The organism is Gracilibacillus suaedae, from assembly GCF_017599345.1.
Taxonomy (GTDB): Bacteria; Bacillota; Bacilli; order Bacillales; family Amphibacillaceae; genus Gracilibacillus; species Gracilibacillus suaedae.
In genome coordinates this window covers 69905-85582 of the sequence record NZ_JAGFVL010000032.1, presented here as the reverse complement: position 1 = coordinate 85582, position 15678 = coordinate 69905, and the positions used below count along the sequence as shown (strand labels likewise).

12 protein-coding genes and 2 pseudogenes are annotated in these 15678 nt (G+C 37.3%); 2 read left to right on the top strand and 12 right to left on the bottom strand.

Annotation, left to right across the window (positions count from 1 at the left end):
* The first annotated feature begins 176 nt into the window (after positions 1 to 176).
* Positions 177 to 564: pseudogene (locus J5J03_RS08395) on the top strand (MerR family transcriptional regulator).
* A gap of 94 nt (positions 565 to 658) precedes the next feature.
* Here J5J03_RS08395 and J5J03_RS08390 read toward each other — a convergent pair.
* The 10 genes from J5J03_RS08390 to J5J03_RS08345 all read right to left on the bottom strand — a co-directional run bounded on the left by J5J03_RS08390 (position 659) and on the right by J5J03_RS08345 (position 13684).
* Positions 659 to 2197 (bottom strand): BCCT family transporter, encoded by a 1539-nt coding sequence (locus tag J5J03_RS08390; RefSeq protein WP_208588588.1) that lies wholly within the window; start codon positions 2195 to 2197, stop codon positions 659 to 661.
* Between the two features lie 195 nt (positions 2198 to 2392).
* Entirely contained in the window at positions 2393 to 2842 is a 450-nt protein-coding gene (locus J5J03_RS08385; protein WP_208588587.1) for a Dps family protein, read from the bottom strand.
* Between the two features lie 200 nt (positions 2843 to 3042).
* On the bottom strand, positions 3043 to 4479 hold the full coding sequence (locus J5J03_RS08380) for an aldehyde dehydrogenase family protein (protein ID WP_208588586.1): 1437 nt from the start codon (positions 4477 to 4479) through the stop codon (positions 3043 to 3045).
* Positions 4480 to 4495: 16 nt separating this feature from the next.
* Positions 4496 to 6127 (bottom strand): acetolactate synthase large subunit, encoded by a 1632-nt coding sequence (locus J5J03_RS08375; RefSeq protein ID WP_208588585.1) that lies wholly within the window; start codon positions 6125 to 6127, stop codon positions 4496 to 4498.
* Positions 6128 to 6145: 18 nt separating this feature from the next.
* Entirely contained in the window at positions 6146 to 7756 is a 1611-nt protein-coding gene (locus J5J03_RS08370; RefSeq protein ID WP_208588584.1) for an FMN-binding glutamate synthase family protein, read from the bottom strand.
* A 672-nt stretch (positions 7757 to 8428) separates the two neighbouring features.
* Complete coding sequence (locus J5J03_RS08365; protein WP_208588582.1) at positions 8429 to 8929, bottom strand: RNA polymerase sigma factor; 501 nt, start codon at positions 8927 to 8929, stop codon at positions 8429 to 8431.
* Between the two features lie 2 nt (positions 8930 to 8931).
* Entirely contained in the window at positions 8932 to 9987 is a 1056-nt protein-coding gene (locus tag J5J03_RS08360) for a LolA family protein (protein WP_208588580.1), read from the bottom strand.
* Positions 9988 to 10000: 13 nt separating this feature from the next.
* A complete protein-coding gene (locus J5J03_RS08355; RefSeq protein ID WP_208588577.1) occupies positions 10001 to 11482 on the bottom strand; it encodes a HAMP domain-containing sensor histidine kinase in 1482 nt (493 codons plus the stop codon).
* Positions 11479 to 12180 carry a response regulator transcription factor gene (locus J5J03_RS08350; RefSeq protein ID WP_208588576.1) on the bottom strand — a complete coding sequence of 234 codons (702 nt, stop codon included), beginning with the start codon at positions 12178 to 12180 and terminating at the stop codon, positions 11479 to 11481. Before J5J03_RS08350 ends, J5J03_RS08355 begins: the two co-directional genes overlap by 4 nt.
* A gap of 580 nt (positions 12181 to 12760) precedes the next feature.
* Entirely contained in the window at positions 12761 to 13684 is a 924-nt protein-coding gene (locus tag J5J03_RS08345) for an alpha/beta hydrolase fold domain-containing protein (RefSeq protein WP_208588574.1), read from the bottom strand.
* Between the two features lie 518 nt (positions 13685 to 14202).
* Between J5J03_RS08345 and J5J03_RS08340 the strand changes: the two are divergent.
* A pseudogene (locus J5J03_RS08340) lies at positions 14203 to 14403 on the top strand (toxic anion resistance protein); the annotation flags it as partial.
* A 150-nt stretch (positions 14404 to 14553) separates the two neighbouring features.
* On the opposite strand, the gene J5J03_RS08335 reads toward J5J03_RS08340, so the two are convergent.
* Complete coding sequence (locus J5J03_RS08335; RefSeq protein WP_208588573.1) at positions 14554 to 15015, bottom strand: hypothetical protein; 462 nt, start codon at positions 15013 to 15015, stop codon at positions 14554 to 14556.
* Positions 15016 to 15208: 193 nt separating this feature from the next.
* Positions 15209 to 15664: a DUF3887 domain-containing protein gene (locus J5J03_RS08330; RefSeq protein ID WP_208588572.1), complete on the bottom strand. Its 456-nt coding sequence runs from the start codon at positions 15662 to 15664 to the stop codon at positions 15209 to 15211.
* Between the last annotated feature and the right edge of the window lie 14 nt (positions 15665 to 15678).

The following is a 15678-nucleotide window of genomic DNA, read 5'->3' as shown; positions in this document are numbered from 1 at the left end:
CAGTCATTAAGATTTCATATCGGATATCAATCGAGTTGATAGATATTTATATACGAGTCATCTTCACTTTCCTTTAAGATGACTTTGACCTTCAAGAATTATCATGATAAAATTACCAAAACCATACAGTAAAGTTAACTTGAGGTCTATATTATTACAAGAATAGGAGATATAAGATGAAGACATATTCTATCAGTGAAGTTGCGAAAGAATTGAATCTCACTGCGCTACTATGACAAAGAGGGGCTTATGCCTTTTGTCAAACGGTCAGCAAGCGGAACACGATTGTTTAAGAAATCGGATATCGAAGCATTAAAAATAATAGAATGCTTAAAATCCACTGGGATGCAGATTAAGGAAATTAAAACCTTCATTGATTGGTGTTCTGATGGGGATTCTACCTTACAACAAAGGTATGACATGTTTATGGAAAGAAAAACTTGTGTAGAAGCACAAATGGAAGAACTGAAAAAAACAATGGAACTGATCGAACATAAATGTTTATATTACCAAACTGCATTGGAAGCCGGAACAGAAGATATTCATAAAAAGAATAAAATATAGATTCCTATTACTAATTAATAAAACCACCTGTTATTTTAAAAACAGGTGGTTTGTTTGATGCTTATACACCAAAAAAAGAATCCTAGCATTCTCATTATTTTTTTTCAATAATATTTTGATCTTTCGCCATTTGCTTCGCTAGCCTTGGTGCATCCCATAGTGAGGGGAGAAGAAGTAATGATACTGGTGCTGCTGTTACAACTATAAAGTTTTGCAGCATACCGACTGTTTCCTCGCCAATCGCTAACAAGGAAACAGCAACAACTCCAAACATTAGTGCCCAAAAGACGCGAATTAACCGGCTAGGTTCATCAGTACCACTTAAAGTCACCGCAACGGTATAGGACATGGAATCAGCCGTTGTCGCAACAAAAATAACCGATACAATGATAAAACCAATCGCTAGCACGATTCCAAATGGGATTTGATCCATGATTGCCATCACAGTTGCCGGCATACCACTCTCATTTAGTGCAGTTGAAACAGAACCAGGGTTTTCCATTTCATAAAAAATACCTGAACCGCCAACTACAGTGAACCAAAAATTACTAACAATTGGAGCAATAATGGAGACAGCGATAATCAATTCTCTTATTGTTCTTCCTCGAGATATTCTACTGATAAAGATAGCCATCATTGGACCATAACCAATAAACCAACCCCAGAAGAAAATCGTCCATGACCCAAGCCAAGCCTGATCTACTCGATATAAACTCATCGTCAAAAAGTTTTGTAGATAGAAGGCTTCTGAACCGATAAATAAGTCGATAATGTACAAGGTCGGACCGAGTATTAACATGGTAGCCATTAAAACAACAACCAAACTAACATTCACTCGGCTGAGCAATTGAATACCGCGCTCAATACCAGTCGCCGCCGAAATCGAAGCAATCACAACTAAAAAGATAATGATCAAAGACTGTGTAGTAAAAGTATTCGAAATCCCCCATACCGCTTCTAATCCATAACCGACCTGAAGTCCTAGAAAACCGATTGGTCCTATTGTTCCAGCCGCTGTTGCTACAATGGATACAATATCAGCCAAAGAGCCAAGAAAACTATTTTTAAAGATTTTCTTACCAAACATTGGGTACAAAAAGGTTCGTGGTTTAAGTGGATAGCCTTTCTGATAATGGGCATACATAAGCACAATCGTCGTCAAGGTGCCCAAACTTGCCCAAGCTGAGAAGCCCCAGTGCAAATAACTTTGTGCCATTGCAGGAAATGTTGCAGACACTGTCCCTTCTTCAATACCTGTAAACAGCGGAGGCGTTGTCAAATAATGATACATTGGTCCAGCCGCAGCCCAAAAAACTCCTCCACTGGCTAACAATGTACATAAAATCATAGAAACCCAACGAAAATTGCTATTCTCCGGCCGCTCCATTTTGCCCAGTCGTACTTTTCCATATTTGCTAAAAGCTAATATCAATCCAATGACAAACATTACGAGCAGTAACACTTGCCAATAAGCTCCAAAATATTTTGCTGTAAAAGAGAAGGAATCACTGATCCACTGCCCTACTAATTTTTCATTAAAAATGGAAGCGATGACGAAGAGAAGCAGCAGTCCTCCACTTACAATCAACGTCATCCAATCTAATTTTTTCTTCTTCCTAGTACTGTCATCCATTCTTGTCCTCCTATAATAATGCCACATAACTTTTTATCATTTATTATTCATGTCCTATATCCATAAACTTATTAATTCAAAAAAGTAACGAGAAATTTTTGTGTATGTAAACACAGACACTCAATTATAGGTTAGTGAGGAAAATAAGTCAAAACCACCTTGCAGTTTGTCCTTAACGAGGATTAGTAAACCAAACTATTCGTAGGCTATGTACGCTGATAACATCCATACATATTTTTCATACTTACCTTGTAAAGCAATTAATAAATCAGCTGTTGGCTCATCGTTATTCTCACTTGCTAGAGGTAATCCATCATTCTGAATTTCAGCAATCATTTGCTTATAATCATCCATTAGTTGTTGAATAATCTCATTCTCTTTATCATCAGCGTTCGCTTCCACTAATGTAGCTTCTTCTAAATACTTTGACATGACTGCCAACGGCTTTCCATCTATTGCTAAAATTCTTTCTGCCACTTCATCTAAATCTTCAGCAATTTGATTGTACATTTCTTCAAAGGTAGCATGCAGCTGAAAGAAATGCCTCCCTTGAACAAACCAGTGATAGCGGTGTAACTTAACATATAACACGAAATGATTTGATAATAATTGGTTCAAAAAATTAATTAATCTTTGATTATCCATATGAACCCACCTTTTAACGCATTTTATAATCCTTATTTTCGCGAAGTTTTATGGATTTATACATAAGATACTTCACTCGTAACATTTTTTTGACTAGCTCATATAAAGATACTTTTTCTTCCTTTATACAAAAAACTCTCACTAAAATTGGTTCCAACATTTGTGAGTGTTTCATCGTAGAATTCAGATCATCCTATTTATTAGTTCTGATCAATTTTAATCCCAATAAATTTCATTTCAGTCATGTCTTCTATCGCATATTTTACGCCTTCTCTTCCAACACCACTTTGCTTCACGCCACCATATGGATGATTATCCTGCCTATACGTTGAGATTTCATTAATCCAGACGCCACCCATTTCTAATCGATCAGCAACACGTAATGCTCGGTTAATATCTTTTGTGAAAACACCAGCTTGTAGTCCGTAAATGGAATCATTGGAATACTGGATTGCTTCTTCTTCCGTATTAAATGGAATGACCGATACAATAGGCGCAAAAACCTCTTCTGCAATGATTTTCATGTTTTCATCTACATCGGTCATGATCGTAGGTGATAAAATCGTGCCATTTCTTTCACCACCGACCTCAATCCTCGCACCCTTGTCTACCGCATCATCAATCCACTCTTTAGCCCGCTTAGCTTCTTCTTCATTAATCATCGGACCAATGTCGGTTTCCCCACTGGTTGGATCACCAATTCGTAATGCTTTTGTTTTTCGGATATAGGAATCAAGGAATGCATCATAAATTTCTTTATGGACATAAATACGTTGTGCAGAAATACAGACTTGACCAGAGAACGCAAAAGCACCTTTTACTAATTCTGTTGTAGCATAATCAATGTTGGCATCCTCAAATAAAAGGTTTGGTGAATTAGAACCGAGCTCTAAAGTAACCTTCTTAAATCCTGCTGTTTCCCTGATGTTTTTACCTACTGGAAGGCTGCCAGTAAAGCTAATTTTATGAACTTTATCATGAGTCACAAGCGGGGCGCCAACTTCTTCACCGGTTCCGATAAGTAGATTAATGACACCGTCTGGCAACTCAGCTTCTTGAAATAGCTTTACAAGCATATAGGCCGAAATCGGTGTTTTTTCTGCCGGTTTAAAAATGACTGTGTTGCCCGCAGCTAAAGCTGGTGCAAGTTTATGAAGGGAAAGGTTTAATGGGAAGTTAAACGGTGTGATGGCTCCTACTACACCTAAAGGCTCACGCTTGACTAGACCCATACGATGTTCACCACCAATAGCAGCATCCATGGGTATCATTTCCCCGGGAATATTTTTTGCTAATTCAGAAGCAAATCGGAGAACTTGAATAGACCGCTCGACTTCACCGCGGCTATACTTAATTGGTTTACCTGCTTCCTTGCTAATAATGGTTGCAAAATCCTCCGTTTTATCTACTAACAAATCGGCAGCTTTACGTAAAATATCAGCACGTTGATGGGCCGGCATAATCTTCATTACGGAGTGAAACTTATCAAAGCTAATGGTTACAGCGTCCTCAAGATCTTTCTTTGTAGCAAGTTTTAATTCCGCAACTTCCTCATTATTAAAAGGGTTATGAACCGTTTTTGTTTGTCGATGATCTTCTATTCGTTCTTGACCGTCGATAATGGTACCTATTTTCATGAGAAGTATCCTCCATTCAACAAATAATATTTCCTAGCTTTTCTGTAAGCTTCATGTTTTCTCGATAATCAACTGGACAATCGATTAATACGGGCTTGTTCAACGATAATGCTTCCTCTATGGTTGATTTCAGTTTTTCTGTCTTTTCAACCGTCAGTCCTTGGAAACCATAAGAATCTGCTAACTGGACAAAATCTGGATTGCCAAATTTAATATGGGAAGACCGATTAAAAGCTTTCATTTGATGCCATTCAATTAAACCGTACCCTTCATCACGCCATAAAAGAATCACAATCGGTAAGTTTAAACGTTTGGCAGTTTCTAATTCTGCACTCGTCATTTGAAATGATCCATCACCACATACAGCAACCACTTGACGTTCTGGGTGAACTAATTTGGCAGCAATGGCACTAGGAACTGCAACCCCCATTGATGCTAAACCATTCGAAATTAAGCACGTATTCGGTTGATTACAATGATACATTCTAGCCATCCACATTTTGTGTGCTCCGACATCAGAGATAACAATACTATCTTCCTCCAATATAGAGCGTAAATCAGCAATAATCTTTTGTGGTTTCACAGGAAATTCGATATCGCTTTTAAACGATGCTAGTTCAGTGAGTGCTTCGTTGCGAACATGTGACACCCAATTTAAATCTCTTTCTTTTTCAGTTATTGCCTTGTTTAGATTTTTGATATTCTCTTTGATATTACCTACAACATTTAACTGAACAGGATAGCATGCATCAATTTCTGCTTCCTTTGTATCAATATGCAGGATAGGGGTTTTGCCCTCAGGATTCCAACTTTTTGGTGAATACTCGGCCATGTCAAAGCCTACAGCAATGATCAGATCAGACTCGTTAAATCCACAAGCAATATAATCATTACCGCCTATCCCTGCAGTTAGTAGACTATGTTCATCAGTCCACGGTATTGCACCTTTTCCCATGAAAGTATGAACAACGGGGAGATTTGCCGTCTTTACTAGAGACCTCAACTCTTCAGCAGCATCCTCTCTTGTTACACCATTCCCAACTAATAGGAGTGGGTGCTTCGCTTGTTCTATTATTTTGGCCGCCTCGTTAATTACTGGTTCATCCGCCTCTGAAAGATGATGAGGGACAATATTTAGAGGTGAACTCTCAATTTCCATCTTTGCAACATCTTCAGGAAGTTCAATATGCGTTGCTCCGGTCTTTTCCTCCGTAGCAACTTTAAATGCTTTTCGTACCACTTCTGGAACTACGTCAGGCGTTTTTATCTGGGTATTCCATTTAGTTACTTCATCATAAACAGATACCATATCGTAATGTTGATGGGAAATCTTATGCTGACGACCTAGACCAGCTTGTGCTGTGATCGCCACGATCGGACAGAGATCCATGTTGGCATTGGCAACACCGGTTAATAAATTGGTTGCACCTGGTCCAAGTGTTGCCAAACAAACGCCTGGTTTCCCTGTCAATTTTCCGTATGTTCCCGCCATAAATGCTGCACTCGTTTCGTGACGTGTTACAATAAATTGAATCGTGGAGTCATGAAGGGCGTCCATTACATCAATATTTTCTTCACCTGGTACCCCAAAAATATATTCGACTCCTTCGTGTTCTAAACATTTGATCAATAGTTCTGCTACTTTCATTTATTGCACCTTCTTTCCTTAAGAAATATCATTTATATTTTTGGGTTGTACCATGGCTTGATAGATGTCGTCTAATGACCATGTCCTCCCCTTTTCGTCTCGATAAACAATGTGTTCTCGTGTGAACTTGGTCGGTGAATCTAAGCCTGCTGCTGCAGCTAGCCGGAATAGACTTTTGCGCATCGTAATTAAATAGTTGGCCGTACGCCATTTCTTTTCTTCTATTACGAGTCCCTTCTGTAGATCAGGATCTGTTGTTGCAACCCCGACCGGACATGAATTGGATTGACATTGCAGTGCTTGGATACAACCTACAGTGATCATAAAAGCTCTAGCGATATTGACAAGATCTGCTCCCATTGCAAGTGCAATTGCAATCCGGTCAGGTGAAAACAACTTCCCTGATGCGATAATTTTCAAGCTGTCTCGCACACCGTATTTCCGAAGGGCATTATCGACTAATGGTAACGCCGACCGTATCGGTAAACCGACGCTGTCCGCTAATTCTTGGTAGGATGCACCAGTTCCTCCTTCCCCACCGTCTATTGTGATGAAGTCTGGTCCCATCCCCGTATCTTTAATCGCTTTGGCGAGTTCATCAGCCTCATGATTACTTCCAATAACAACCTTCATGCCAACAGGCTTCCCTGTATGTTCACGAACTTTCGCTAAAAATTCAAATAAGGAAGGTAAGTCACTGAATTCTCGAAAACGATTGGGACTGTCAATCGACTTATAAGGCTCCACCATTCTTATCCTGGCAATTTCTTCGGTAACTTTCTCTGCGTCAATATGGCCACCTCGTGTTTTGGCACCTTGCCCTAATTTAATCTCGAACGCTTTTACTTCTGGAATATTACTTTTTTCAAGTATTGCATCCCAACTAAAGTTTCCTTCCATATCTCTTACGCCAAATAAGCCGGGACCAATTTGCATGATAAGATCTACTCCACCCTTAAGATGGTAATCAGATATCCCACCTTCACCAGTATTCATCCAAGTTCCTTTCGCAATACCTAATCCTTCTGAGAGGGCTGTAATAGCTCTCTCACCTAAAGAGCCGTAACTCATCGCAGACATACCAATTTGACCTTTAACCTTGAAGGGGTTTCTTGTTTGTTCTCCGATCACAATTGCATCATCATCTTCCAATAAATAAACTGGAGATTCATCTTTATCTAACTGCTCTTTTCTTTGAGCAAACAAAGGTTCATTAATCAAAAGGTAGCGCTCTGTGGTCACTTTCGTTTTACGGTCCATCTTTAATTCCTCCGTTAATTTAGGGAACAAAGAATTACGAATATAATATCCAGGTTCTTCAAAGTCTCGTTGTGATCCATATCCAAGAACATCCCGTTTGTATTTTGCCTTTTTTACTATATGCTGATAGTCGTTTCGTGAAAAAGGCTCTCCCTCGCGGTTATTATGAAATAAATATTGACGTAACTCAGGTCCGATATTTTCTAAAAAATATCTAACTCTTCCTATCAATGGATAATTTCGAAGAATAGGGTGTTGTTTTTGCCTTTTGTCTATCGTAAATAAATACAATCCAACCACTAAAAGTATAAGAATTACAACCGTACAAACTACGAATCCAATGATCGTCATGAAATTGGCAATATTCACATACCATTCCTCCTATAAAGTGAGACTACGATCAGTGGGGGAGCCACCCCTACTGATGGATAGCGAAACTTATATCAGGGTGTTAGCGTCTGTTATCCCCCACCTAGCATCCTTGTGTTACTTGAAGTGGAGGTATTACAGACGATTAGCACCGTGATCATATTGCTAACTTTAGTTTGACCTGTTGTTTCATTATTATGAATGGCCAAAACTAATCAAGAGTTTAAGTTAGTTTCAGGATACTTGCAGTACATCTAAGAAAAAGGCAGTATATATTTTTTACAACAAAAAAGACAGGCCGATTTACCTGTCTGTTCTTTTACAATAATAATGTTTTGGCTAACCATTAAGATGATCACATATAATAACCTTATTATGACTGAACGTTTGGCCATTTACCTCTTTATCTACTTTGAAAAAGAAAAGACATCATAGCAATTCTGTTATGATGTCTTTTTATTGATTAAAAAAATTTACAATCCATCCATGAGAATCTGCTAGATGATAACGGTTTGCTTCAGGTAGTAGATCGAAATGGTTCGTATTACGGTATCCCCTTTGACACTTACAGCTTGTGAACTAGCTTCTTCCTACTATAGCTATAATAGAAAAATACTATTCATTTGCATTCTTCTATCATTCCTTGCTATCCGTTTTTCATGCTTTAGCTGACTAACTCAACAGTGGGAATTGCTCTCTTATCCTTTTTTCATTCAAAAAATCATTTAGAAATTCCCTACTTTGATATAAGCTCTTTTTCACTTCCTGTTTAGGAACATCTAATAATGAGCTAATGACTTCTGCTGGTAATGAACAGACATGTGCCAAGCCTAGAATAATCCTGTCTTCAATGGGTAGAAAACAAACCGGATCATTTATTATAGAAGGATCAACTTGCACAGCCTGTAACCTGCTTCTTAGATTCCTTCTTTTAGCAAGGAGGGAATCTTGCAGGTAATAAATCAAATGTTGATAGAGCATAAAGGAATCTATTTCTCTAATCTTACCTTCCTGGTATATGGTAACAAAAACTTGACCTGTTATTTCCTCTGCTAAGGATCGATCATTGACAAGTAAATAGCAAAATCGATAAACAGTTGTTTGATTTTTTTTTAGAAAAGACTTGAAAACAAATCGATCTATTAAGGAAAATCGTGATGTCTTCTCCCGCATTTTTATTCCTCCACAAACACTAAGTTCTCAGCAATTTCAATTAAATCTGCTTCCGTTAGTTCTGGATTATTCGATAATATAGAATAACGAATACCTTCTTCATCCCAAACAAGGTTTTGGATAACATCGTCCATATACATAGCCTTTAACCCCCGGACCTCCAACTCTTTTTCATTACCTAATTCAACTGATAACTCTTCGTCAGGTGCTTCAAAAGAAGTTAAAGTGAATTGTAAATGATCATCTTTCGCAAACTCTTGATTTGCTTCTGTTCTATCGAAGCTTTCCATATCAAATTTATCTATTTGAATTAAATCATAATCTTCACTTGTCAAAACAGGTTGACCATAAATTTCCACTAATGCTGCTAATGTTGTTTCTTCTGATGAATTCATATCATCAATAGGTTCTATGTTTACTCCATCAGGAATATCTATGGTAAAAGTTTCCTCATCAAACGAAGGATTGACCTCTAATTCAGTTACTGTATACTCAACGGTCACATCTTCAGACTTGGAGAAAGTTTTGATAACAAACCAATTATCTTTGGCAATCCAATACTCTTCTTCCCCTCTTAGCATGCCTTCTTCTTTTGGAGTTGCTTTAATGTGATACGTGTCAAAACCGTTTATCTCTTCATTACCAACCACCTCAATGTTATGTGTTTCTCTTATCTCCTTCAACGCATTTTCCACTTCTTCACGCTGAGATTGACCGATTAAGGTATCATTTGAATCAAGTGCATCCATTGTGAAAGCTTCTTCCTGTAAACTTGAATAGTGAGTTATCTTCTCTCCATCGTTTAAATTCATTGAGATTTCGCCATTTGCTGTTTCTGAGATTACTTTTGTTCGATTATTCTCTTTGTCTGTCCATTGCTCCATAATCGAATCTTCTATTTTTTCATCCCCTTTGGACACAATTAAATCACTTTTCACATAAAATCCATTGATATCCTCACTAACTTCTACAGCTTTAGCTACAACTTGGTCAGGTGAATATTGTCCAATATCCTCCGCTGAACATGCTGCTAAAAGCAATCCGAAACTTACTATCATTATCATTCTCCATTTATTTTTCATCACATTCGTTTCCTTTCTCTACTCGAAATGTCATTACAATAACAATTCCTCGGTGTTCTAATGACCACAACTTCATTTCTCCTTGATGCTTCTCCGCAATTCGTTTGGCGATATTCAATCCTAGCCCTGTATTTTTAGTCTTATCAGGTGTTCGCGCATCTTGTCCTTGGAAAAACGGCATAAAAATGGACTCTTTATCCTGTATTGCTGGTCCATCATTTTGTACGAGAAGAATACCATTGTCTTCTCGAAATTGGTCGATGTCTTCTTTTGCTTCAGCAAAGACCCAGTCTGGTAAAGGTTGAAGTGGATTTACCGCTGCAAGCCCTATTGTCTTGCCTTGAGGTGTAAACCTTAAAGCATTACTTATCAAATTATCCAAATATCGGACCATCTGTTGATCATTCATATAACATGTTCCATATACTTGATTCGTTTTCAGCAAATGAACGTGATGCTTTCGAGCTAGTTCATCATAACCTTCAAACAACATCTCGAAAAATTCCTCGCCATCGACATTCGCAAGTTCTATATCATATTGAGCTGACTGAAGTTTCGCATATAAGGTAAGATCTTCAATCATCCCTTTGATATGAGTGGACTTATTCTTCATAATTTGTAGATATTCTTTACGCTCTTTGTCCGTTAAGCTGTGTTCATCTTGCAAAGCTTCGGCATATGCCTGAAGAGAGGTTAATGGCGTTTTTATATCATGCGAAAAGGAAGCCATCATTAGTTGCTTCTCCTCTTGCTCTTGTTTCGTTTGAAGCTGAGCCGCCTTTATTTCCTCTTGCATTTGTTCAAAATGCTCCATCAGCTGGCCGATCTCATCCTTCTTCTTATCTTGAAAATAAATTGGTTTCTGTGTCGAAGAAAAGATAGACATACCTCTCATCAGTTTGTTAAGTGGGCGATTTAACTTTCGATTTAGCATGACTATCACTACTACATAAACCATTAGAAAGAGGGAAAATGATACGATGATCATTATATTTCGTCTGTTTTGTACACCGTCCACCCATTCCGATCGGTCAACACTCACTTCATAAATTCCCAGGATTTGATCATCTTGATAAACTGGCTTTTTGACTGTTAATGAATCATAGGACAAATCATACTGATAGAGGTTTTTAAATAGCTTTGGGCGATCAACTTGCATGAGAGTTTGATTTTCTTCATCCGATTGATAGATAAGCAACCCGTCATTACGGTAAAGTGTAATGTTAATATCTGTTGCTTTCACATCTGCTGATAATTGCTCTTCCACTTCACTACCAGGACTGCTTTGGTAAAGAGTAGGTGACTGTAACTCTTCCTCCATCGATTCGATTCGCTCATATAATTCAAATGTATCTGTCAGTTCCTTTGACTGATTCCATTCTTGAACTAAGATAAAAAAGCCATATGCGGCAGCTAACGGTAGTAGCAGCACAATTAAATAAGAAATAATTAGCCATGTGCGAATTTTCATAGGATTTGTTCTCCGATAAACCGATAGCCAGTCCCCCAAATGGTTTCAATCCATTTTGGTTCTTTCATTCGCTCTCCCAGTTTACTTCTTAAGCTTTTTATATGTACATTAATGGTGTTGTTTCCTACTCCTTCCACTTCGCCCCAGACTTGTTGGTATAATTCAGATTTCGTAAAGGTTCTGTTGGGGTGCTGAATAAATAATTGTAGCAAAGCAAATTCCTTCGATGTTAACGAAATTTCTTTTCCACTAATGCTTACATGTCGTTGTTCCATGTTAAGTACAAGCCCATTATTAAACTTCAGCTGACTAGATTGCGGTTCGCTTCCCTGATAACGGTGATACCTTCGCAAATGGGATTTTACTCTTGCCATCAATTCTATTAGACTAAAGGGCTTCGTAATATAATCGTCCGCACCTAAATCAAGTCCTCTAATCTTTGCTTCTTCTTCTAACTTTGCACTAATGATTAATAGTGGAATGTCACTACTTAGGCGAATATTTTTACAAAGTTGAAAGCCATCCATTTCCGGAAGCATAAGATCGACAAGTACTAAATCGTAATTTTCTTGATTAAAATCCTCCCAACCTTCTTTTCCAGTCGATGCCCAGGTGACATCCATACCTTGTCGAAGGAGATGATCTCTGCAAATTCTAGCAATCTCTTTATCATCTTCTACAAGCAAAATAGAAACCATGGTTACTACCCCTCTCACACTATTGATTGTAAAACCATTTTCAGTTGCGATTTAAAATTTAATAATTATTTTATAAATTAAAATAGTTCTTTAAGAATATATCCCTATTTTATCATTCATACGCCTTTGTTTTATTTTAAACAGGTATTTAATCGTCATTTATTTTAAATAGTTCACTATTATAAACGATGTAAAAACACCAGGCAAAGTCATTCCGCTTCTTGAGGGTACCTTCCACTATCTGTCCAAACCTTTACAGCTAGCAATCAAAATGGGAGCAAGCTTTCCCATTTGGTGAATGTCCGTTATCAGGGTTTGATGGACAAGAGAAGCCCCTTTTTTAACTCTAATGCCCATTATAGTATTAAAAAAACAATGGCTCGTTTAAATTAAACTTGATCTCCCATTTATTTGAGTGTAAATCATTAGCAGAAGATAAAGCATTTACCAGTATCACATCAGATTATAAAACCAAATCAAAACCACCAGTGTGAACTGGTGGTTTTGATTTGCGGTCTCACTTTATTATTCATATAAATCTAAACAACAATAGTTCTGTCAACTAGGACGAAAATTATAATTAACTATTAATAACATCGATAATTTTTTGTTGAGCATCCTTAGCCTCTGGAATGGGCATAATAACAAACACATGATTCATTTTAGGATAAATAAATGTATTCATGTCTATTCCTTGTCTTTTCAATTTTCCCTTAAGCAACATAGCATCCGGATACAATCCTTCGCGGGTACCAATAAATTGAGTAATCTTGCCAAGTCCTTTAAAATCTCCATAAATAGGACTGATTAATGGATCTTTTAAGTTCTTATCACCTGCCCAAATCTGTGTAATTACTTCCATCCCAGCCCGAGACAACATAGGATCTTTTTTTTCAAATTCAGGTATCTCAGGATTATCAAGCACCATATCCACACATGCTGAGAGTAATATGATGTCTTTCGGCTGAGGTATGTGATGCATTTTTAAAAGATGTGCAAGACCAAGTGCTATATTCCCTCCTGCAGAATCCCCCATAAGAATTAATTTCCTTGGACTTTCAACTGTCTCTAGAACTTTTTTATATAGATTTACTAAGGTTGGATATGTATTCTTATAATTAAAATGAGGTACTTTCGGATAAATTGGCGCAATAACTTTTGCATGTAAAGCTTGTGCCATGTTATCCATGAACTCCCAATGGTATTTCAAAGGCTGATTCGTCCAAGCACCTCCGTGTATATAAAGAATGACTCTTTGCTTCGTTGATTGCTGATCATTTAGTGTAAAATACTTCATGCCCTCGAAAAAACCTTCTTGAATGTCACTAGAAAATACCATGTCACCTAAATCATAGGGTGTAACATTCTGCCTTCCCACTTGATTTACGAATTCTGTAGTATTTTCTATACTGGAAAAATGTTCCTTTGTTTTACGATAAGCTAAAAATTTCTCAAACAGAAAACTTTTTATGGAACGTCTTTTTTGATAGATTTGTACACTCATTTCCATGTCTCCTTCCCTCTGTTTGAACGAGTAAAATTTTGGTTTATAATAGCGGATCTTTGACGTACTTTAGCTATTGTCTTCATTGTAATGCTTTCATTCTTATATTCTCAAGTTAAGTGATATTAGGCGTTGCTATGACGGGATGAAATCTTTCATTTTGATAGATAGCAAGAAGAACATAGATTGACTAATTTTCCATAGTCACCTTATCTTCCCTTCTGATTGAAAATGAAAGTCTTAACAACTTCTTAAATATTCGCAAAATTTTTTAAGTATCCTATTAATCTTGATCGCCCTACTATTTTAACGAAAGTCCTTTTGTATTTCATTTGAAACTTTTATTCGTTTTAAAACGTAGATATGGCTAGGTATTAAGCGGGGGGATTTTAACTCCGACTAATCATAAGCGAAACTTATCAGGATATTAGCATCTGTTCCCTCCACTCTTAGCTTCCTTGAATTACTGGAGCTTGTAGTACGGGTCTTACAGACGATTAACGCCGTGATAAAATTAGGAAACAGCAAAACTGAACGAGCAGGGTCTCGTCGATATTGACACGTTAAAGAAAACCCAAGAGAATTTAGTTTCCACGCTTGAAGAAGTACTAAAGATTCAACATGATGGGCACCGAAAACGGATGGAAGCAGAACAAGAAATTAGCACAATGGAGAATACACTGAAGCAAAAATTGTTGGAGGTCAAGGAAGAGAGTTAAATCTTATTGACGTTAGCCAGTGGCAGGACACGGAGAAGAATGGGTTTCTGTGGCTGCCACTTTTTTTCGTTTCAAGCTTATGAAAGCTATTCCGCTCATCGATAAATACAGTGGGTAGAGTATAAATGTACTATAAGACAAGAAAAATAGCTAACTACTCTCCATTTTATTCCTCTCCACCTTCCTTTCCAAAGTTAAGTAGTCATTGGTTTTAACTATTGAAATATCATGTTTCCCTGCAAATTCCAATAGATGTTCATACGCCTCTTCGGGATACAGTACAGCCAATCTAATATCCATTCCTTTTTCTAGTTTTATAATGGCAGCTTTCTTTGCCCATCCGGCACGTATAAATTTCATTTGTTCTACTTGGCCAGGATCAATTTTCTTTTTGATAATAGATTTTTTAAATAATAATACTTGATATACTAGGTGATTATCATGGATTTTAAATTTAAAACGAATGGAAGAAGCAAAAACAATTACAACTAGTAAATACAGGAGGAACAGTAATAAAGAAGAGCCATAATAATCTGATAACAGATTCCACAATATCACAATGAGAAAAATACTAATCGTCGACCATCTTAGCGGATTGATACTATACTCCATAGCTAGCCCCCTCATTTATGTGTCACAACATCAACCAGGAATTCCCATATACTTCATTTTAGCATTTTAAAAGTTACTTTTGCCAATAAACCCTTTCAAGTTTCTGTTTCTTAGTAACAATGGTGGTTTTATCCTGTGTTGTCGACTTGAATCCTCGTTCTTCTTTTACCGTGTAATAACTTGCCTTTTGTAATTATTGAATATAAAATCCTGCAATTTGTTGATTTTCATTAAAAGTAACTTGAAATGTGACATCATCATCATTAAAGATGCCTGCAATTAATACAACCTGGTATCCATCCACTTCTTCAATAGTATGGAACTCTTGATCGATAAAGTCTCCTAGCTGGTTATGGAGATCATTCCAAATCCCCTCTAGTTTATCGGCAGTTAACTGCTCAGCCATCGTTTCGTCAAAGTTTGCTGTTGCTTCATCAAACTTCCCTTCATTTAATTGATCAATAAAAGTCTCGGCCATGCCAATTATCTGATTATTCTCGTTACTTTCAGTAGCAGATTGTTCCTCCCCTTCCTGCTCCTCTTGATTTTGCTTTAATGGTTCTTCTTCTGACTCTTCTGATTGATTACATCCTGCGAGCAATATCAATCCTGCTATCATTACACCAACGATCGATTGAATTTTTTTCATTTGCCATTCCTCCA